Origin of the sequence: Bradyrhizobium manausense, assembly GCF_018131105.1 — a bacterium.
Lineage (GTDB): Bacteria > Pseudomonadota > Alphaproteobacteria > Rhizobiales > Xanthobacteraceae > Bradyrhizobium > Bradyrhizobium manausense_B.
Window position 1 is genome coordinate 3,914,818 of sequence record NZ_JAFCJI010000001.1, and the last position, 17,543, is coordinate 3,932,360.

Annotated in this window: 18 protein-coding genes; 8 read left to right on the forward strand and 10 right to left on the reverse strand. The window is 62.4% G+C overall.

Annotated elements, in window-relative coordinates; genetic code table 11:
* Window positions 1-3: 3 nt before the first annotated feature.
* Both JQ631_RS18655 and JQ631_RS18660 read right to left on the reverse strand, forming a co-directional pair.
* Window positions 4-1,134 (reverse strand): DUF5938 domain-containing protein, encoded by a 1,131-nt coding sequence (locus JQ631_RS18655; RefSeq protein WP_212328131.1) that lies wholly within the window; start codon window positions 1,132-1,134, stop codon window positions 4-6.
* Window positions 1,135-1,170: 36 nt separating this feature from the next.
* A complete protein-coding gene (locus JQ631_RS18660) occupies window positions 1,171-1,974 on the reverse strand; it encodes an SDR family NAD(P)-dependent oxidoreductase (protein ID WP_212328132.1) in 804 nt (267 codons plus the stop codon).
* Between the two features lie 285 nt (window positions 1,975-2,259).
* Here JQ631_RS18660 and JQ631_RS18665 point away from each other — a divergent pair, with 285 nt between their 5' ends.
* Window positions 2,260-2,898 carry a TetR/AcrR family transcriptional regulator gene (locus tag JQ631_RS18665; RefSeq protein WP_212328133.1) on the forward strand — a complete coding sequence of 213 codons (639 nt, stop codon included), beginning with the start codon at window positions 2,260-2,262 and terminating at the stop codon, window positions 2,896-2,898.
* 150 nt (window positions 2,899-3,048) lie between these two features.
* Here JQ631_RS18665 and ptsN read toward each other — a convergent pair whose 3' ends face one another.
* The 8 genes from ptsN to JQ631_RS18705 form a co-directional block, all read right to left on the reverse strand.
* Window positions 3,049-3,510, reverse strand: a complete 462-nt coding sequence (ptsN, locus tag JQ631_RS18670) for a PTS IIA-like nitrogen regulatory protein PtsN (protein ID WP_063681444.1) — start codon at window positions 3,508-3,510, stop codon at window positions 3,049-3,051.
* A gap of 219 nt (window positions 3,511-3,729) precedes the next feature.
* Window positions 3,730-4,341, reverse strand: a complete 612-nt coding sequence (hpf, locus tag JQ631_RS18675) for a ribosome hibernation-promoting factor, HPF/YfiA family (protein ID WP_212328134.1) — start codon at window positions 4,339-4,341, stop codon at window positions 3,730-3,732.
* Window positions 4,342-4,536: 195 nt separating this feature from the next.
* Window positions 4,537-6,165: an RNA polymerase factor sigma-54 gene (rpoN, locus tag JQ631_RS18680; protein ID WP_212328135.1), complete on the reverse strand. Its 1,629-nt coding sequence runs from the start codon at window positions 6,163-6,165 to the stop codon at window positions 4,537-4,539.
* An 87-nt stretch (window positions 6,166-6,252) separates the two neighbouring features.
* Window positions 6,253-7,260, reverse strand: coding sequence for an LPS export ABC transporter ATP-binding protein (gene lptB, locus JQ631_RS18685; RefSeq protein ID WP_212328136.1), 1,008 nt, complete (start codon window positions 7,258-7,260; stop codon window positions 6,253-6,255).
* A gap of 235 nt (window positions 7,261-7,495) precedes the next feature.
* Window positions 7,496-8,230: an LptA/OstA family protein gene (locus tag JQ631_RS18690; protein WP_212328137.1), complete on the reverse strand. Its 735-nt coding sequence runs from the start codon at window positions 8,228-8,230 to the stop codon at window positions 7,496-7,498.
* 5 nt (window positions 8,231-8,235) lie between these two features.
* On the reverse strand, window positions 8,236-8,961 hold the full coding sequence (gene lptC / locus JQ631_RS18695; RefSeq protein WP_212328138.1) for an LPS export ABC transporter periplasmic protein LptC: 726 nt from the start codon (window positions 8,959-8,961) through the stop codon (window positions 8,236-8,238).
* A gap of 142 nt (window positions 8,962-9,103) precedes the next feature.
* The gene (locus JQ631_RS18700; protein WP_212328139.1) at window positions 9,104-9,718 is read right to left on the reverse strand and encodes a ribonuclease D; all 615 of its coding nucleotides are present in this window, start codon (window positions 9,716-9,718) and stop codon (window positions 9,104-9,106) included.
* A gap of 103 nt (window positions 9,719-9,821) precedes the next feature.
* Window positions 9,822-11,147, reverse strand: a complete 1,326-nt coding sequence (locus tag JQ631_RS18705; RefSeq protein WP_212328140.1) for a UbiA family prenyltransferase — start codon at window positions 11,145-11,147, stop codon at window positions 9,822-9,824.
* Window positions 11,148-11,400: 253 nt separating this feature from the next.
* On the opposite strand from JQ631_RS18705, the gene JQ631_RS18710 reads away from it, so the two are divergent.
* From JQ631_RS18710 to JQ631_RS18735, 7 genes are all read left to right on the forward strand, one after another.
* A complete protein-coding gene (locus tag JQ631_RS18710; RefSeq protein WP_212328141.1) occupies window positions 11,401-12,672 on the forward strand; it encodes an MFS transporter in 1,272 nt (423 codons plus the stop codon).
* Window positions 12,673-12,983: 311 nt separating this feature from the next.
* Window positions 12,984-13,829 (forward strand): TIR domain-containing protein, encoded by an 846-nt coding sequence (locus JQ631_RS18715; RefSeq protein ID WP_349645003.1) that lies wholly within the window; start codon window positions 12,984-12,986, stop codon window positions 13,827-13,829.
* A 22-nt stretch (window positions 13,830-13,851) separates the two neighbouring features.
* Window positions 13,852-14,046 carry a type II toxin-antitoxin system ParD family antitoxin gene (locus JQ631_RS32340; protein ID WP_349645004.1) on the forward strand — a complete coding sequence of 65 codons (195 nt, stop codon included), beginning with the start codon at window positions 13,852-13,854 and terminating at the stop codon, window positions 14,044-14,046.
* A gap of 337 nt (window positions 14,047-14,383) precedes the next feature.
* Entirely contained in the window at window positions 14,384-14,644 is a 261-nt protein-coding gene (locus tag JQ631_RS18720; RefSeq protein ID WP_212328143.1) for a hypothetical protein, read from the forward strand.
* 142 nt (window positions 14,645-14,786) lie between these two features.
* Entirely contained in the window at window positions 14,787-16,100 is a 1,314-nt protein-coding gene (locus tag JQ631_RS18725; RefSeq protein ID WP_212328144.1) for an ATP-dependent nuclease, read from the forward strand.
* A gap of 13 nt (window positions 16,101-16,113) precedes the next feature.
* Entirely contained in the window at window positions 16,114-16,386 is a 273-nt protein-coding gene (locus JQ631_RS18730; protein ID WP_212328145.1) for a hypothetical protein, read from the forward strand.
* A gap of 351 nt (window positions 16,387-16,737) precedes the next feature.
* Entirely contained in the window at window positions 16,738-17,430 is a 693-nt protein-coding gene (locus JQ631_RS18735) for a recombinase family protein (protein WP_212328146.1), read from the forward strand.
* The last annotated feature ends 113 nt before the right edge of the window (window positions 17,431-17,543 follow it).

The following is a 17,543-nucleotide window of genomic DNA, read 5'->3' on the forward strand; positions in this document are numbered from 1 at the left end:
TGCTCAGTCGTTTACAGTGAGGATCGGCTTGCTGACCAGCCCGAAGCTGCGGAGCTGGCCGAGCAATTCGTGGTGGCCAAATGCCTGGCAGCCGGAGGCGAAGCCGACCCGCTTCGGCGGCTGCTGCAGCAGGTGGGCCGCTGCATAGGCCTGCATCAGGCCGGTCTGCTTGTAGTTGCTGTTGCCGTAGATGATGCAATGCGCGCGCCCCAGCGGGCCCGAGGCATGCACCGAATCCATCGACTTGTTGACGCGCGGGTTCTCACGCGGTGGCATGGTGTTCATCACGCCGGCAGCGGTCTGCGCCAGCGCGGCGTAGCGGTCGTCAGGTTTCATGTCCTTGGTCGCATCCAGCGCGGCGGCGACGATCTGCGGCACGGCCAGCATCAGCGCGCGGTTGAACACGCCGCCCAAGACTTTCACATTGGCCACGCGCGGATCGCGCTTGAACCACACCGGATGCGAAGTGCCACCCCAGGGCAGCGCCAGCGCCAGCTCGTGCTGGCCGGGGATGGCGAGGTTGTAGAGGCCGGCATCGGGCTGATGCTCGACATACTTGTTCTGCTCGAGATAGTAGGCCTTGGCCATCGCGGCGTTGACCAGGATGGTCTGTGTCGAGGCGATGGTCGGGCTGCCGCCCCAGAACACGGCGATGTCAAGTGTGTCGAGGCCCGGTGTCTCCAGGCACAGCTGGGCTGCGATCTCGCCGGTGGTGTACATCTGCGCGATGCCCGGTGCGAGCAACAGCCCGGCATTGGCGAACTTCGCGCCAAACTCCTGTTCGAGCGTGATCAGCCAATCCTGCTCACCGGTCGTGTCGGTGTAGTGGCACCTGGAAGCGAGGCAGGCCTGCACCACCTCGGTGCCGAACTTGGCGAAGGGGCCCACGGTGTTGAGCACCACCGAGGCGCCCTTGAACAGTTCCGTCAGCGCGGAAACGGTATGCGGCACTGTCACCACCTCGTAATCGGCGGTCTCGATGCCGGCCACGTTCGACGTCATCGCGGCGTTGAGCTTCTCGGCGCTGCGGCCGGCGGCGATGAAGGGGATGTTGTACTCGCGCAGATATTCGCAGACGAGCCGGCCGGTGTAGCCGGACGCGCCATAGACGATGACGGGCTTCTTCTCGCTCATTGCGTTCCTCCGATAATTCTGTTGTCGGCTTTGTCGTTACATGCCCATGCCGCCGTCGACGGGCAGGCCGATGCCGGTGATGAAGCGCGCCTCGTTCGAGCACAGGAACACCGCGGCATCGGCGATGTCTCCGACCTCCGCGAGCTTGCCGAGCGGGGTTTGCTCGACCACCGAGCCGACGGCGGCGTTGACGTCGGGCGCGAGACCAACCTTCACGATGTCATTGGCGAGCTGCATGCCCATGTCGGTCGGGATCAGGCCCGGATAGATGCAGTTCACGCGCACGCCGAAGCCGAGCTTGCCGGCTTCCATCGCGCCGACCCGCGTCATGCGATCGACCGCGGATTTGGTGCCCGAATAAACCGCGATGGCCGGAAATGCGATTGTCGCAGCAACCGAGGCGATGTTGACGACAGCGCCACCCTTGCCGGCGGCCCCGCCCGGTTTCATCGCGCGGAAGGCATGCTTCATGCCGAGCACGGTGCCGACGATGTTGACGTCGCACATCCGGCGCGCGTCTTCGGCCTTGACCTCCGAAATCAGCGACGTGATCTCGATGCCGGCATTGTTGATCAGGATGTCGTAGCCGCCGAGCGTGTCGACGGTCTGCGCCACCGCGCGCTCCCATTGCGCATCATCGGTGACGTCGAGCTGGACGAATCCAGTGGCAACACCTTCCTTTGCGATTGCGCTCGCGCTGGCGCGGCCGGTGTCTTCGAGGATGTCGGCGATCATGACCGAGGCGCCGGCCCGCGCCAACGCCTGCGCGATCGCCGCGCCGATCCCTCGGGCACCGCCGGTGACCAGGGCTTTCCTGCCTGCAAGGCTCTTCCCACTCATGACGCACTCCCTCCGTTGCTGGTGATTGACTCGTGCGGCGCACAATCGGCGCGCGCCGGATCGACGGGCGACCGGCCATTCGGCCGCGCTCAGCGAAGCGTTCCTCCATGGGCGGACGTCTTGACGACTGTCCAAATTCTTGGTGCGAACCTCCGCCAGAATCTTGACACTTGTCAAGTTCGAATTTGACAGTTGTCAAAGGAAGTGGTTGTGGAGGGGGATGAAGCTATTCCGCTGATGACGCGGTATAGGTCGTTGAAAGAACGGGACTGAGGAAGGCACGAGATGGCGCGGCAGGTGACGGGGGCGGCCCGGCGTGTGGCTGATGCGACAGAGGTGCTGCGCGACGAGAAATTCAACGCGCGCCGCATCGAGCTGGCCGAGGCCGCACTCGAAACGCTTGGAGAGCTCGGCTTCGCACGCACCAGCCTGCGCGAGATCGCGCAGAACTCGGCGTTCACGCACGGCGTGTTCCACTATTATTTCAGCGACAAGCTCGACCTGATCTGCTGCTGCGTCCGCCACTACAAGGCGAAGTGTGTGACGCGATATGACGAGGTCGTCGCGACCGCAACGAGCCGCGACGAATTGACGGAAGGCTTCCTCGCCAAGCTCGCGGCAACCTTGCAGAGCGAAGCCCGCATGCACCGGCTCTGGTATGATTTGCGCTCGCAGGCGATGTTCGAGGCGGCGTTTCGCAAGGACGTGCTCGAGATCGACAAGAGCCTGGAGGCGATGATCTGGCGCATCGCATCGCGCTATGCCGAACTCGCCGGCAAGCGGCCGGCGTCATCGCCAGCCGCGCTCTATGCGCTGTTCGACGGCCTCTTCCAGAGTGCGCTGCTCAAGCACCTTGCGGGTGACAAGACGGCTGTCCCCGAATTGCTCGACGAAGTCCGGCGCCTGCTGCCGACGGTTTGCTGAAGCAGGCGACCGGCGCCCGCACTCTCCTCGTCATTGCGAGCGCAGCGAAGCAATCAAGAATCTTGCCGCGGTGACAGCCTGGATTGCGTCGTCGCAAGGCTCCTCGCAATGACGGAGCATGAAGCAGCAGATCGCAACTCTCTCGAGAGATTACGCCGCAGTCGCCGGCGGCAACGCCAGCACCGAGTAGATCGCCTGCGCGTCGCGCGAGGCGCGGAGCTTCTTGGCGATGTCCTGATCGCGCAGCAGCCGGGCGATGCGGGCCAGCGCCTTCAGATGATCGGCACCGGCGCCTTCGGGGGCGAGCAGCAGGAAGACGAGATCGACCGGCTGGCCGTCCATCGCCTCGAAATCGATCGGACGGTCGAGACGGGCGAACAGGCCAAAGATCTTCTCGAGCTTGGGCAGCTTGCCGTGGGGAATGGCGACGCCATAGCCGACCGCGGTGGTGCCGAGCTTCTCGCGCTGGAGCAGCACCTCGAACACCGCGCGCTCATTCTGGCCGGTCAGCTCGGCGGCCTTGGCCGCGAGTTCCTGGAGCGCCTGCTTCTTGCTGTTGACCTTCAATGCCGGGAGAATCGCCTCGGGCGCGACCAGATCGGTAATCGGCATGAAAGTGTTCCGAGGTGAATTAAACCGTCAGGTTCCGAATTGGCCGGCTCGATTGGATCGAGCCTGGCCGGCGTCAAGAAGGTGAAGCAGGAGGGGGACTTAGCCCCGATCCTGATGTGGGGCGCTTCTACTCCAACGCAATCCCGGTGCCAACTCCCGCGTGCGGCTTTGCCCCGGTCATTGTTAGGGCTGTGGTTGATACGGGGTCCCGTTTCGGTCCTAACCGCCCGCCTTCCCGTCCGGTTTGGCGCCAGGCGGGTCGATCCAGCCGACATTGCCGTCGGCCCGGCGGTAGATGATGTTCACCCGTCCCGAGGAACCGTGCTGGAATACCAGGCAGGGTGCTCCGCTGAGGTCGAGTTCCATCACCGCCTCGCTGACTGACATTTGCTTCAGCGAGGTTGTGGCCTCGGCGATGATCACGGGGCTGTATCCGGTGACCTCGTCCTCGTCGTCACCCTCGCCCGGCGCTTCCAGCACGTAGGCCGTGGCATCCAGAGCGGCCAGCGCCGCGGAGGCAACATGGGCCTTGCGGGCCGAGCGATCCTTGAGCCGGCTCTTGTAGCGCTTGAGCCGCTTCTCGATCATGATCAGCGCCTGGTCGGCGCTGGCATAGGCGTCCTGCGCGTTCGAATCGGCTTCCAGCGTGATTCCGGAATCGAGATGCAGCGCGCAGTCGGTACGGAAACCGAAGCCGTCCTTGCTGAGCGTGATGTGACCGGAATAATTGCCGTCGAAATATTTACGCAGGACCTCTTCGGTCCGGTCGGTGACGCGGCCGCGGAGGGCCTCGCCGACGCTAACGCTCTTGCCCGATATCCGAAGAGTCATGTGATGCCTCGCTTGGTTGGCGCCCAGCTACGATGACGCGTCATCGTAGCCGGGTTATTCCCTGCGCATGATCTCCCCGCAAACGCTCTGGCGTTTGTCGGGAGGGAAAACCGCTGTACACTTTTCCGGATCATGCGCGTGCTTGGATCGGTCGCGATGGGGAAGTGAGAGTAGCGCGATTTCGCGCCAGCGCAATCAGGCCGGCTCGGTGTTGCGGGAACGATCGGACATCGCGGTGGAAAGGACGTTACCAAGAGCGCTCTGCTTGTCACGACGGCGTTGCACCGAGGACGGAATGCGCATGGCTTCGCGGTACTTCGCGACCGTGCGGCGGGCAATATCAATGCCCGAAGCGCGCAAGCGTTCCACGATGGTGTCATCCGACAGGATTGCGGACGGTTCTTCCGAATCGATCAGCTGCTTGATGTGGTGACGCACGGCTTCGGCCGAATGCGCCTCGCCGCCGTCGGCCGAGGCGATCGAGGCCGTGAAGAAATATTTCAGCTCGAATGTGCCGCGATTTGTCGCCATGTATTTGTTGGCCGTGACGCGCGACACCGTGGATTCATGCATCTGGATGGCGTCGGCCACGGCCTTCAGATTCAGCGGCCTCAAATGTGCGACACCATGGGTGAAGAAGCCGTCCTGCTGGCGCACGATCTCGGTCGCAACTTTCAGGATGGTGCGGGCGCGCTGGTCGAGCGCGCGCACCAGCCAGGTCGCGTTTTGCAGCGCGTCGCTGAAATAGGATTTGTCGCCGTCCTTGCCGATCTTCTTCGACAGTTCGGAATAGTAGGTCTGGTTGACAAGCACGCGCGGCAAGGTGTCGCTGTTGAGCTCGACATGCCAGCCGCCGTCAGGACCCGGGCGGACATAGACGTCGGGCACCATGGTCTGAAGCCGCGCCGAGCCGAACTTCATGCCGGGCTTGGGATTGAGCCGCCTGATCTCGCCGATCATGTCGGCGATGTCCTCGTCGTCGACGCCGCAGAGCTTGCGAAGTGCGGCGATGTCCCGCCTGGCGAGGAGATCGAGATGCTCGACGAGGGCCTGCATCGCGGGATCGTAGCGATCGAGCTCGCGGAGCTGGATCGCCAGGCATTCGCTCAGGTTGCGCGCACAGACGCCGGGCGGATCGAATTTTTGCAACACGGCAAGAACGTCGTCGACATCGGCTTGCGTCGCGCCGAGCCGCTCGGCCGCCTGGCCGAGATCGAGCGGCAGATAGCCGGCTTCGTCGACGAGGTCGATCAGGTACTGCCCGATCATGCGCTGCGCCGCGCCGGTGAAGGCGACCGAAAGCTGCTCAGCGAGATGGTCGGAGAGCGTCATCTCCGCCGCAACGAAGGCTTCGAGATTGTAGTCCTCGTCGCCGGAGGCGCCGCCGCCCCACTCCGTATAGGTAGTCGGCGCGGCATCCTGGGCGTTGCGCGCAGCCGCCTCGGCCGGCTCCTCGGAGAAGACGTTGTCCAGGCCGGTGTCCAGGGTCTGCTCGATCTCGGCGCGGGTGCCGAGATCCTTGCTCAGCCATTCTTCCTGGCCGGGCTCGAACGCGTCGCCGCTGCCGCCGAAGCCGTCACTGTCGCCCTGACTGCCCGAATCGTCGCCATCGCCGTCGCTGAACTGGGCGGTCTCGGCCGGGGCTTCGCCGCCGCCGGCCTCGTCATTGGCCCGCTCGAGCAGAGGATTACGCTCGAGTTCCTCCTCCACGAAGGTCGTGAGATCGAGATTCGACAGCTGCAGCAGCTTGATCGCCTGCATCAGCTGCGGCGTCATGACCAGCGACTGCGATTGCCGGAACTCTAATCTCTGCGTAAGCGCCATGTCGCAAGAACGATCCGAAAATTGGTCCGATTCTTGCTTATCCTAGTCCCGACCCGATGTACACGTCTTGACGAAATGGAAAACGGGCTACAGGCGGAATTCCTCGCCAAGGTAAAGGCGGCGAACATCGGGATCGGCGACGATCTCGTCCGGGCTGCCCTCCGTCAGGATCTCACCGGCATAGACGATGTAGGCGCGATCGGTGAGGCCGAGCGTCTCGCGCACATTGTGGTCGGTGATCAAGACGCCGATGCCGCGGTTGGTGAGATGGCGGACGAGGTCCTGAATGTCGCCCACGGCGATCGGATCAATGCCCGCGAAGGGCTCGTCGAGCAGCATGTAGTTCGGACGCGTCGCCAGCGCCCGCGCGATCTCGACGCGGCGGCGCTCGCCGCCCGACAGCGCGATCGACGGTGATTTCCGCAGGCGCGTGATGTTGAATTCGTCGAGCAGCGAGTCGAGCTGTTGCTCGCGCTTCTTGCGCGACGGCTCGACCACTTCGAGCACGGCGCGGATGTTCTGCTCGACGGTGAGGCCGCGGAAGATCGAGGCTTCCTGCGGCAGATAGCCGATGCCGAGCCGCGCCCGCTGATACATCGGCAGCTTGGTGACGTCGTGGCCGTCGAGCTCGATCGCGCCGCGATCGGCCTTGATCAGGCCTGTGATCATGTAGAACACGGTGGTCTTGCCGGCGCCGTTCGGGCCGAGCAGGCCGACCGCTTCGCCGCGGCGCACATAGATGCTGACACCGCGCACCACCTGGCGGCTGCCGAAACTCTTTTCCACGCTATGAACAGCCAGGAAGCCTGGACGCCGCAACAATTGCGGTCCGCCTGCGCCGTTGGTCCTGGTGCTGGTGCTGGATCTGGCTTGCGGAGGCTGGGCCGCTGCCGGGCGTGACCGCGGGGGCGCCTCGGCGCCGTAGGGGTCCGGGGCCTGCATCGGCTGGTCACGGGCAATCGGCGGGGCGTCCCTGACGGGGCTCGCCACCAGGCCGCCAACGCTGTCACCGAGCGCGGTGATGTCCTGGCGGGCAAATCCTGGCCGGCCGCGCTTGGCGGGGCGCCGACGGAACATGCTGAAGAGATCGACCATCCCCGCCTTCTAGCCTTCTACGGATCCTGCGCGACATTCGCGCGAGCCGCCACGCCGGCAATTCGATTCGCCGACGCAGCATGAGTTATGGGATGTCTCATGCCCAGTGAAACACGCCCGAAAAGCGGCGGACCCCGCTTTGAAAGCCCTGCGCGCTAGATACAGTCTCGCAGCGCAAGCTTCAACCTCGGATCGGCCGCCTCCGCACACAAGTCATTGAAGTTACGCCTGGAATTTACTTTTGTTTGGTTGGGCCGGGCAATTGCAGGGGCGAGCCCGCGCCGGGGGCCACGGGCGTTCCACATTTGCCGTTGCCGCCGCCCTGGGACTGGATGAACAGGCCCTGCACACCCTTGCCGCTGTCGGATTCCACCCGGGAGACGCCGGTGGTCATGTCGACCAGCAGGCGGTCCCCACGCAGCACGTTCTGGCACTGGGTCAGGACCACCTGGCCCCCCGACCCGCCGAGCATGGTGATGAGGTTGGTCTTGGTGTCGAAAACAGCGGTCTCGCCGGTGACCACCTGGTCCTTCTGGGTGACGACGACATTGCCGCGCGCTTCCAGCCGCTTGATCGAGGAAGCGCCGCCCGGTCCCGGCGTTGCCGATTGCATCGGTGCCGCCTTCGCACCCTTTGCAGGAGCTGCCTGCGGCGCGGCCTGCTTGTCGCTGCTGGATTCGTAGAACACCACCAGCGTCTTCGAGGTCATGGTGGTGTCGCCCTGCACGACCTTCACATTGCCCGAGAAGGTCGCTTCCTTCTTTTTGTCGCGCATCTCGAGCGAAGCGGCCTCGATCTGGATCGGTTGGTCGCGGTTCTGCGAAAAGCCCTGCATCGCGTTCGGCACGCCCTGCGCCACGCCTTGAGCAAATGCCGAAGCCGTCGTGACCAGCGCAAGCCCCACGACAAGCGAAGCCGCACCGAGGATGGCGCGCCATTTGCTGTCGTAGCGCGAAAAAAGATCAACCATGAAAATCACTTTGAGTTCGCAGATTTGTTCTTCGACTTCGGAGGCGGCGGCGGTGCGGGCTGCTCGACCGGCGCGGGCGTCGCGTCATCGGTGCTGATCTTGTCCAGATGCATCACGACATTGCCTTCGAAGCGGATGACGTCGCCGCCTTCCGTGATGCGCAGCCGGTCGGCGGTGAGCGTGCCGTTGGTGAGCTTGACGTCGACATGCTCGTCCGAGGAGACCGTGCCCTTGTTCATGTCTACGAAAGCGGAGTTCAGCCGCGCCTCGTAGCCGGTGGAGGTGCGCAGGAAGATGTCCTTGTGCAGATCGAGCTGCTGCTGCTTGTTGTCGAAACGACCGGTGCGGGCATCGAGCAGCAGGGTCGACTTGTCTTCCATCAGCACCTTCGAGCGCAGATCATTGAGGTCGACATGATCGGGATCGGTGATGTCCTGCATCGCGGTCTTGGCCCAGAGCTCGTAGGGCCGCTGATCCGGCGTGTAGCCGGAGAGGTGCGGCGCTTCCATCGTGATCTTGGTGCCGGTCACCACCAGATTTCCGGAATCGAGCTTGATGGGAATCTTGAAGGGATTGAGGAAGGTCGAGACCGCGACGATCGCGGCCATGGATGCAGCCACCGTCGCCGGCACCGCGATGCGCAGAATCCGCACCAGGCGGCTGTGGCGCGCCGCGCTGGCAAACTTCGCCGCAAGCGCGGCGTCGTAGGTGGGATTATGGGCCGAATTCACCGCTGCTCCGGGCTGTCGCTCGCCTTGTCCGGTCGAACGCCGCGCCATTGTACCCGGCAACGCCCGAATATGCAGCCCGCGAGAGGCCGCAGGAAAGTGTCCGAAACGGGGCGCTTGCCCAAGCTAACAGCCCCTCGCCCGCTCAGGAATGCGCGAAAATGTCCTCTTCCTCCCAGCCCTGGAGGTCCAGCAGGGCGCGGGTCGGCAGGAAGTCGAAACAGGCCTTGGCCAGCGCCGTGCGGCCTTCCCGGACCAGCATGGCATCGAGCCGCTCGCGCAGGGCATGCAGATGCAGCACGTCGGAGGCGGCGTAGGCGAGCTGCGGCTCGGTCAGGCTGTCGGAACCCCAATCGCTCGATTGCTGCTGCTTGGAGAGATCGACATTGAGCACCTCACGGACGAGGTCCTTGAGGCCATGGCGGTCGGTATAGGTCCGGGTCAGGCGGGAGGCGATCTTGGTGCAGTAGATCGGTCCGGTCATGACGCCGAAGCTCTGGTACAGCACCGCGACGTCGAACCGGGCGAAATGGAAGATCTTCGTGATGGCGGGATTGGCCAGCAGGGCCTTCAGGTTCGGCGCATCGGTGTGGCCCTTGGGGATCTGCACCACGTCGGCGCTGCCGTCACCCGGCGAGAGCTGGACCACGCAGAGGCGATCGCGATGCGGGTTCAGGCCCATGGTCTCGGTGTCGATCGCCACCGCGCCGGTGTAGCGGGAGAGGTCAGGCAGGTCGCCGCGATGCAGGCGTACGGTCATGGCGTTTTCAAACCCTCAATCGAATCGGTCAGTCGGCAGCCTAGGTCAAGCGGATCGCCCGCGATTTAGCCACTCGGGGCGAGCCGCGCAAGCAGCCGTTGGCTCAGATCGCCGCCAGCATGATGCAGACCATCGCCGCCACGGTGGTGCGGCTCGCGCCGTCCCGGAACGCGTAGATGATGGGATCATCGGGCATCTCGCGGCGATGCGCGATCATCAGCGCCCGGCCGAACCAGTAGAGCAGCAGGGGCGCCAGCAGCCAGAGCAGCCAGGGGCGGCTGTAGAGCGGCGTCACCGCGGAGGATGAGACGTAGAGGGCGAACACCGTCACCGCGTTCATCGCGCTCGCCGCCGCCATCGCGGCGATGATGTGCAGATCGCTGATGCGGTAGTCGCGGTTCGAGGGATCGGCGAGGCCTTCGCCCTGGCGCATGCTGAGCTCGCTGAAGCGCTTGATCAGCGCGAGCGAGGTGAACACGAACAGCGAGAACACCATCAGCCATTCCGACAGCATGACGCCGGCCGCAACCGCGCCGGCAACGATGCGCAAGGAATAGAGGCCGGCGAGCGTGACGACGTCGACCAGCATCTTGCGCTTGAGCACGAGCGAATAGGCGATCGTGGTGGCGAGATAGGCGGCGATCACACCGAGGAAAAGCGGCGAGATGCAGAGGCTGGCGGCGAGCGCAAACAGCCACAGAGCAGGGATCGCCGAGAGGGCCGACGAGATCTTGAGGTCACCGGACGCGAGCGCGCGATGGCGCTTGGTCGGATGCTGGCGATCCGCGGCGAGATCGAGCAGATCGTTCATCAGATAGGCGCCGGACGCGCAGGCCGAGAACGCCAGGAACGCCAGCAGCGTGGAGCCGAGCGTTGCGAGATTCATCTGATGCGCGGTGATGACAGGCACGAACAGCAGCGTGTTCTTGGCGTATTGGTAGAACCGCAGCGCCTTCGCCCAGGTCTTGAGACTCGCGCGGCCACGGCTGACCCCGTCGATGCGTTCGACCGCGGCGCGATCGAACGGCAGATCATCGCCGGCCGCGAGGGCGGCGGGCGTAACGATGCCGTCAAAGCCGAGATGAGCGGCGATGCCGGCGGCATGAGCAGCGAAGCGGCCCGCGACCAGAAAGATCTTCGCGCCGCGCGCCCGCGCTGCCAGCGCCTGGTTCAGCACATCGGCATCGTAGGGCAGGTGGGCGTAGTCGAGCTCGGCGCGCGCCAGGATATCCGTGAGCGCCGCCATGCCGGCGCGTCCGCCCGCCCCGAAGCGGGCCAGCATGCGCGCAGGCGCAGAGAACAGCGCCTCCATCAGCAGCTCGGAGCGCAGCAGCGCGCCCTCGAGATCGATCACGAGGGTGCGGCCCGCCGCCGGGACGGAATCCGGCGCGGTCTCACTCCGATCAACCTGCCAGACGGGCTGCTCCATCCGAAATGCTCTGACTGACCGCGACAAGGCTGGCCCAAAGGCAGGCCGTTTCGCGGGAAAAGGACGGCCGCGAGCCTAGGCGGCATTGGCTAAGGGCGGCTTAACCCGGCGGGAGGCGAGCCGGCAGGGCTGTTGCAGGGATCCCACAATCCGGCGCGCGCTGGATATACCAGCGGATCCCGGCACCCGCGCTGGTGGAAATCGGCCCGGTCCACCCTATCTGAGGCCAACTTCTCACCACGCCCCAGGTACCATGACAGACCAGACGCTCGCCGCGCCGATCGACGATCCGCAGGAACGCAAGCGCGGCTTTACGCGCTACCAGTCACTTCTCGTGGCGCTGCTCGCGTTCGCGCAGTTCACGATCATTCTCGACTTCATCATCATGTCGCCGCTCGGCGCCATCCTGATGCCCTCGCTCAACATCACGGCCGGGCAGTTCGGCGTCGCGGTGTCGGCCTACGCGTTCAGCGCCGGATTCTCGGGCATCCTCGCCGCCGGGTTCGCCGACCGGTTCGATCGCAAGCGGCTGTTGCTGTTCTTCTATGTCGGCTTCACGCTCGGCACCGCGCTGTGCGCATTCGCGCAAGACTACCAGGTGCTGCTGCTCGGCCGCATCGTGACCGGATTGTTCGGCGGCGTGATCGGCTCGATCGTGCTCGCCATCATCACCGATCTGTTCCCGCTGCATTTGCGCGGCCGCGTGATGGGCTTCGTCCAGACCGCGTTTGCCGCGAGCCAGGTGCTCGGCATTCCCGCGGGGCTTTTTCTCGCCAATCACTGGAACTGGCATGTCTGCTTCATTGCGATCGTCGGCCTGTCGATCCTGGCGATCGGCATCATCGCCTTCGCCATGGAGCCGGTCGATGCACATCTGAAGCTGAAGCAGGACAGGAATCCGTTCCGTCATCTGGTCGCGACCGTCAGCGAGCCGCGCTACACGCTGGCCTTCGGCGTCACGACATTGCTGGCGACGGGCGGCTACATGCTGATGCCGTTCTCCAGCGCCTTCACCGTCAACAATGTCGGCATCGACCTCGTGCATCTGCCGACGATCTATCTGGTCTCCGGCCTGTTCAGCATCATCACCGGCCCGCTGGTCGGCCGCGCCAGCGACGCATTCGGCAAATATCCGACCTTCGTGTTCGGCAGCGTGGTGTCGGTCATCATGGTGCTGATCTACACCCATCTCGGCCACGTCTCGCTGCCGACCGTGATCATCGTCAACGTCGTGATGTTCGTCGGCATCTTCTCGCGCATGATCCCGTCGCAGGCGCTGATGTCGGCGATCCCCGACCAGAGCCAGCGCGGCTCCTTCAGCGCGATCAGCGCCTCGCTGCAGCAGCTCTCCGGTGGCCTCGGCTCGATGCTCGCCGGCGCCATCATCGCGCAGGCCCCCGACGGAACGCTGCTGCATTTCGACCGGATCGGCTACGTCGTCTGCGCGTCCGCAGCCGTCGCGCTGGTGGCGATGTATTTTGTGCAGAAATCGGTGGCGGAACGGGCGGGGCGGAGGGTAGTTTGAGGGGCAGACCAATCTGGATGGACGGCGATCAGGCACGCCAACCAGCAACGGATGGCGTCATCATCTCCAAGGCCGGTCTGCAGGCACTTTAGCGATCCCAATGGCTAACTATTGATGGCTTGTACCTCAGGCTGAACCCGGGCTACTTTTCTACCCGCCGTTTGGGCATCCGCTCGCAGTGGAAACGTCCGTCTTTGCTTTTGCAATTGGTTGCTCTCGGAGACTCCCTTTAGAGGGCAAACCTCGACTTAGAATCTAGGAATCTTGCTTTGTCCAAGAGAGATTCGGCACTTCAGCGAATTCAAGTGCTTATGCCCGCGCTAAGCCCTCTGATGACGAGCGGTACGGTTGCCAAATGGCTTAAGAAGAAGGGAGACTTCATCCACCCTGGCGATATCTTGCTGGAGATTGAGACCGACAAAGCGATCATGGAGGTGGAGGCAGTCGACAGCGGACTGTTGGAGGAAGTTTTTCATCCTGAAGGCGCCCAAGTGCAGGTGAACGAGCCCTTGGCAAGCTTCGTTATGCCGACCGGCCTAACAGAGGATGGTCTTCTTTCTGAGGCCTTCACCAATTCACAATCCCATACGCAACCATCGGCTCAGGAACTCGCGGCTCTCGCTGAACAATTGCTTGCGGCAGCCAAGTGCGATCCTCCGACGATCGAAACGCGTCGAAGCGCCAAGCCGGTCGCGAAAAGAGCGCGGCTGGGACGAGGCGTGTTTGTCGTGCATGGCCACGACGAAGCGGCTCTTTACGCTGTAACGGATTTCCTTCGGCGGATCCGATGTGAGCCGATCGTACTCCGGGAGCGTCCAAATAAGGGGCGGACGATCATCACGAAGTTCCGGGAGGAGGCGGATGGGGTAGGCTTTGCGATTGTCCTGCTCACGCCCGACGATGTTGGCGGCAAAACCGGACATGATTCGGAGCCTCGGGCTAGGCAGAATGTCGTTTTCGAGTTTGGTTTTTTCGTGGGTGCTCTAGGGCCTGAGAAGGTCACAGCTCTTCTAAAAGGGCCGATTGAAAAACCATCCGACCTCAACGGAGTGGGCTACATTCAAATGGATTCCGCCGGTGCTTGGCGACAAGAATTGGCGCGTGAGTTAGACGCAGCAGGGCTGAAGGTCGACTGGAACAAGATCATGCGCGTTTGAATGCTCCGTCTGCGCAGGAACGATCAGCCTACGATCAAGGAGCTTGTTGATGCGGGAGAGCCTGCCCCCCAATCAGGTCCGCGAAGCACAGCTGGCAGCGTTGGACGCTGCGATCGCCCGTGGGCTCAATGACGCCGAGTCGGGGCGGACAAAGCCAAGTTCCGATGTTTTTGACCGACTAGAAGCGAGTTTGGTGGGCGAGAGCGGCCGCACATGAGCATTCCCGCTACCGTGGAAATCCAGCAGGGGCCGGAAGACTAGATTTTCTTCGAGGGGAGCGCCCGCCGAATAACGCTCGCACCAACCTAAAATGGTGCCCAGGAAAGGATTGGCTGGCCTCCGCCTCACCCTATTGAGATTCCTAGCATTTTTCAAGCTTCATTCGGCTTTGTTACACAGTCTTGTTTAGTCCGTCCAGATAGGCCGCTGCTTGCGGACTTGAATTGCCGTCGCGGTTTCTGTGGCTAGACGCGGTTTTCTGTTTCGCCCCAGACAGTTCCGGATCATGAGTCGCATAGGTTGCCAGGACCCGATTCGTTCAACCGGAGATTCTCATGTTCGGCTCGACCAAATGCGGCAAGTGCGAAGGCGCATCATTCAAAATCCAAGAGATGAGCCCTTCGGGGGCGCAATACAAAATGTACGCTATTCAATGTGCATCGTGCCAAACCCCCATTGGGGTCACTGATTATTACAGTGTTGGTTCACTGGTGAAGCAGCAGGAGAAGACGCTTGCCGACCTTCAGTCGAAGCTGAGCGGGATGGGGCAACAGCTGAACCAGATTGCTCAATTTCTGAATCAGATGAGGCGCTAGCTGCCCGCAAGTTGCTGACATCAAGACAACCAGCGCCGGCAGCTCGGCACCACATTTTTGTATGGGCCATCGACCTAGCATCTCTGGGGGGATTCGTCGTGAGGATTACACGGGTCGAAATCGCAAACTGGCGATCGATCAAATGTATCGATTTTGTCCGGAAGACATTTGCATCCTCGTGGGGGCGAACAATGCAGGCAAAACCAACATCCTGTCAGCGATCAACTTCATCCTCGGTGAGCGCTGGCCGATGCCCGCGAATCTCGACGACTCCGAGTTTTACGGGCGCAACCGCGATAACAGCATCTACATCCGGCTCTGCCTAGACCATCCCTCAATTTCACAGATCGAATTCGACACGTCCAAACCGCAATACGCGTTGAATGCGACCGACAATCGGGGCAGGCCCGTCCGGCCTTTCACCAATGCTCAAAGAGAAGAGCTTGCTTTCGCCTACGTTGACGCTGGCCGGAACTACGAAAGGCAGTTCTCAACTTCGCGCTGGTCGATCTTCGGACAGGCTCTCCGCCACCTTCATCAGACGCTCAAGGATAGTGGCGATCAGTTGGTTAAGCTTCGTGAAGCCCTGAACACGGCCCACGTTCTCCTGCAGACTGATCAGTACAAGGCTTTCGAGAAGGAGCTAAAGGACGCTTTTGCTGCCCAGCTGAAAACCGCTCGGTACGACGTGTCGTTCGAATTTCGCACTCTAGAGGAAACCAATCTCTACCGAAGCCTCTATCCCACGCTTGTCGAACGCGGTGTGGCTAGAAATCCTTCAGAGGTCGGATCAGGCGTGCGCAACGTGCTCGTGCTCGCGCTCTTCCAAGCATTCGCGAAGTCGTTCAGAGGTGATGCCGTGCTCGGCATTGAGGAGCCCGAGCTATACCTACATCCCCACGCACAGCGCAGTCTTATGAGGCAATTCGAGACGCTAGCGGCTGCTGGCAATCAGCTCTTCATCTCAACCCATAGCGCTCACTTTTTAGACGTGGCTCGAAGCGACCGCATCGTGAGGGTGGAGCGCTGCGAGGATGAGGACGAAGATGTCTGCACCCAGGTGGAAACGGCTTCGAGCGAGGATTTTCTCATTGCCCGAAAACATCTGCATCACGAACGGGAGATGACCGTCGAGTCTGTTCGCGCTTTCGTCAGAAATGTAAGGACGGCCGAAATGACGGAGGCGTTCTTCGCACATCTCGTCATCATAGTCGAAGGTCCATCGGAGCGCGAAGCGATACCGATCTTCGCCAGAGCACAAGACTTGGACTTTGACGAGCATGGTGTCTCTATCGTATCGGCGGGCGGCAAGTCTGCCATCGACACCTTATTCCAGCTCTACGACCTGCACGGTTTGAAGACCTACACGATGTTCGACAACGACGGTGGCAAGCCATCGGAGAAGGCGGCTAACCGCACCTTGAGCCGATTGCTTGGGGGGAAAAGAAGAGGATGAACCAGCTGCCTGCGTGAAGGAAGATCACGCTATCCTCCAAGGCAACTGGGAAACACAGTGTCGTGCGCATGTGGAGATCATACAGCCGGGCCTCTATGATGAACTGGAAGCGCAGGCACGGGTTGAGCTGAGTATCTCCGGCGATCGCAACAAGCCCTTGGTGGCAAGGTTCGTTGCTGAAGCTCTCGTGCAGAGCGGCCACGTTCCCCAATTCGTCAAGGACATCCTTGATGAGGTGAGAAAGAAACTACCCACGACTCCGGACACGAATGGCGTATTCGGATAGTTCGCGAGTTGTGCGCTGGCGAGTAAGTTGTAGTTGCCCGAGCCCGGCCGAAAACTGCGCGAGAGTCGAAAATCTAAGAGGTCACCTCGTGGCGTCGGCTGCGAGCTTTCCCCCCATGCCCATCATCAATTTCTGACACATCGTTCAGCGCCGCGTCCCGAAGTTCGACGTCTCTGCGCCCCGTGAGGCCGTTGGCACGTTCCCCGCTCAAAATGCGCGCGCTATCGCCGCCCGTTGCGTGAGTCGTTTTGACTCAGGCGGCCCCTCTTGCCGGGCGATTCTGCCGAGAAATATGGTGACAAAGCTCGTTGACTAAGTTTTTCGCGGGCCACCATCGAGAGGGAAACAGCCGTGAAGCGCAAGTTCGTCGCCTATTATCGCGTATCGACCCCGAAGCAGGGCCGCTCCGGCTTGGGCCTCGATGCACAGAGAGCCGCTGTTGCCAAGGCAGTAGGCAATGGGCCCGCCAACATCATAGCTGAGTTCACCGAGGTGGAGAGCGGCAAGCGCAACAATAGGCCGGCCCTAGACGAGGCGCTCACCTCAGCACGACTACACCGGGCAACCCTTGTCGTCGCAAAGGTTGACCGCCTGACACGCTCGGTGGGCTTCTTGGAGCGGCTGCTGGAAGCAGGGGTCGACGTGCACTTCGCTGACCTCCCGACTATTGAGGGGCCCACGGGGCGCTTCATGCTTCAACAGATGGCCGCAGTGGCGGAGCTGGAGGCAGGGCTGATCTCTGCACGCACGAAGGCAGCCCTAGCGGCGGCGAAGACACGGGGGCAACGGCTTGGGGGACACCGAGGGGGGAGCCTGTCCAGTGACGCACAGGCGAGAGGGAGAGAGGAGCAATCCCGGCTTGCTGACAGACGAGCAGCGGACATCGCGCCATTGCTGATGAAGCTCCGAGCGAAGGGCATCACGTCACCCACCGAGATCGCACGAGCACTGACCGAGCACAGCATCCCCACAGCAAGGGGTGGAGCTAAGTGGTCCGCACCACAGGTCACGCTGATCGAAGCACGGCTCGCAAGGAAGCGATAGTCGCGAACGAAAACGAGTCTGCCTCTCGAATATTTTTGGTGCTCGATTTGAAATTTTTTCATCGCGATTTCTCGCAAATTAAGCCGCGAGTTCCCACATAAAGCGGGGCGTAT

Bases quoted from the DNA above. Each gene is read 5' to 3' on its own strand.
- JQ631_RS18660 (WP_212328132.1), bottom strand. From the start codon at position 1,974: ATGAGTGGGAAGAGCCTTGCAGGCAGGAAAGCCCTGGTCACCGGCGGT.
- JQ631_RS18700 (WP_212328139.1), bottom strand. From the start codon at position 9,718: ATGACCGTACGCCTGCATCGCGGCGACCTGCCTGACCTCTCCCGCTAC.
- JQ631_RS18725 (WP_212328144.1), top strand. From the start codon at position 14,787: ATGTATCGATTTTGTCCGGAAGACATTTGCATCCTCGTGGGGGCGAAC.
- JQ631_RS18720 (WP_212328143.1), top strand. From the start codon at position 14,384: ATGTTCGGCTCGACCAAATGCGGCAAGTGCGAAGGCGCATCATTCAAA.
- JQ631_RS18715 (WP_349645003.1), top strand. From the start codon at position 12,984: ATGCCCGCGCTAAGCCCTCTGATGACGAGCGGTACGGTTGCCAAATGG.
- hpf (WP_212328134.1), bottom strand. From the start codon at position 4,341: ATGACTCTTCGGATATCGGGCAAGAGCGTTAGCGTCGGCGAGGCCCTC.
- JQ631_RS18690 (WP_212328137.1), bottom strand. From the start codon at position 8,230: ATGGTTGATCTTTTTTCGCGCTACGACAGCAAATGGCGCGCCATCCTC.
- JQ631_RS18705 (WP_212328140.1), bottom strand. From the start codon at position 11,147: ATGGAGCAGCCCGTCTGGCAGGTTGATCGGAGTGAGACCGCGCCGGAT.
- ptsN (WP_063681444.1), bottom strand. From the start codon at position 3,510: ATGCCGATTACCGATCTGGTCGCGCCCGAGGCGATTCTCCCGGCATTG.
- rpoN (WP_212328135.1), bottom strand. From the start codon at position 6,165: ATGGCGCTTACGCAGAGATTAGAGTTCCGGCAATCGCAGTCGCTGGTC.
- JQ631_RS18665 (WP_212328133.1), top strand. From the start codon at position 2,260: ATGGCGCGGCAGGTGACGGGGGCGGCCCGGCGTGTGGCTGATGCGACA.
- lptB (WP_212328136.1), bottom strand. From the start codon at position 7,260: ATGGTCGATCTCTTCAGCATGTTCCGTCGGCGCCCCGCCAAGCGCGGC.
- JQ631_RS18655 (WP_212328131.1), bottom strand. From the start codon at position 1,134: ATGAGCGAGAAGAAGCCCGTCATCGTCTATGGCGCGTCCGGCTACACC.
- JQ631_RS18710 (WP_212328141.1), top strand. From the start codon at position 11,401: ATGACAGACCAGACGCTCGCCGCGCCGATCGACGATCCGCAGGAACGC.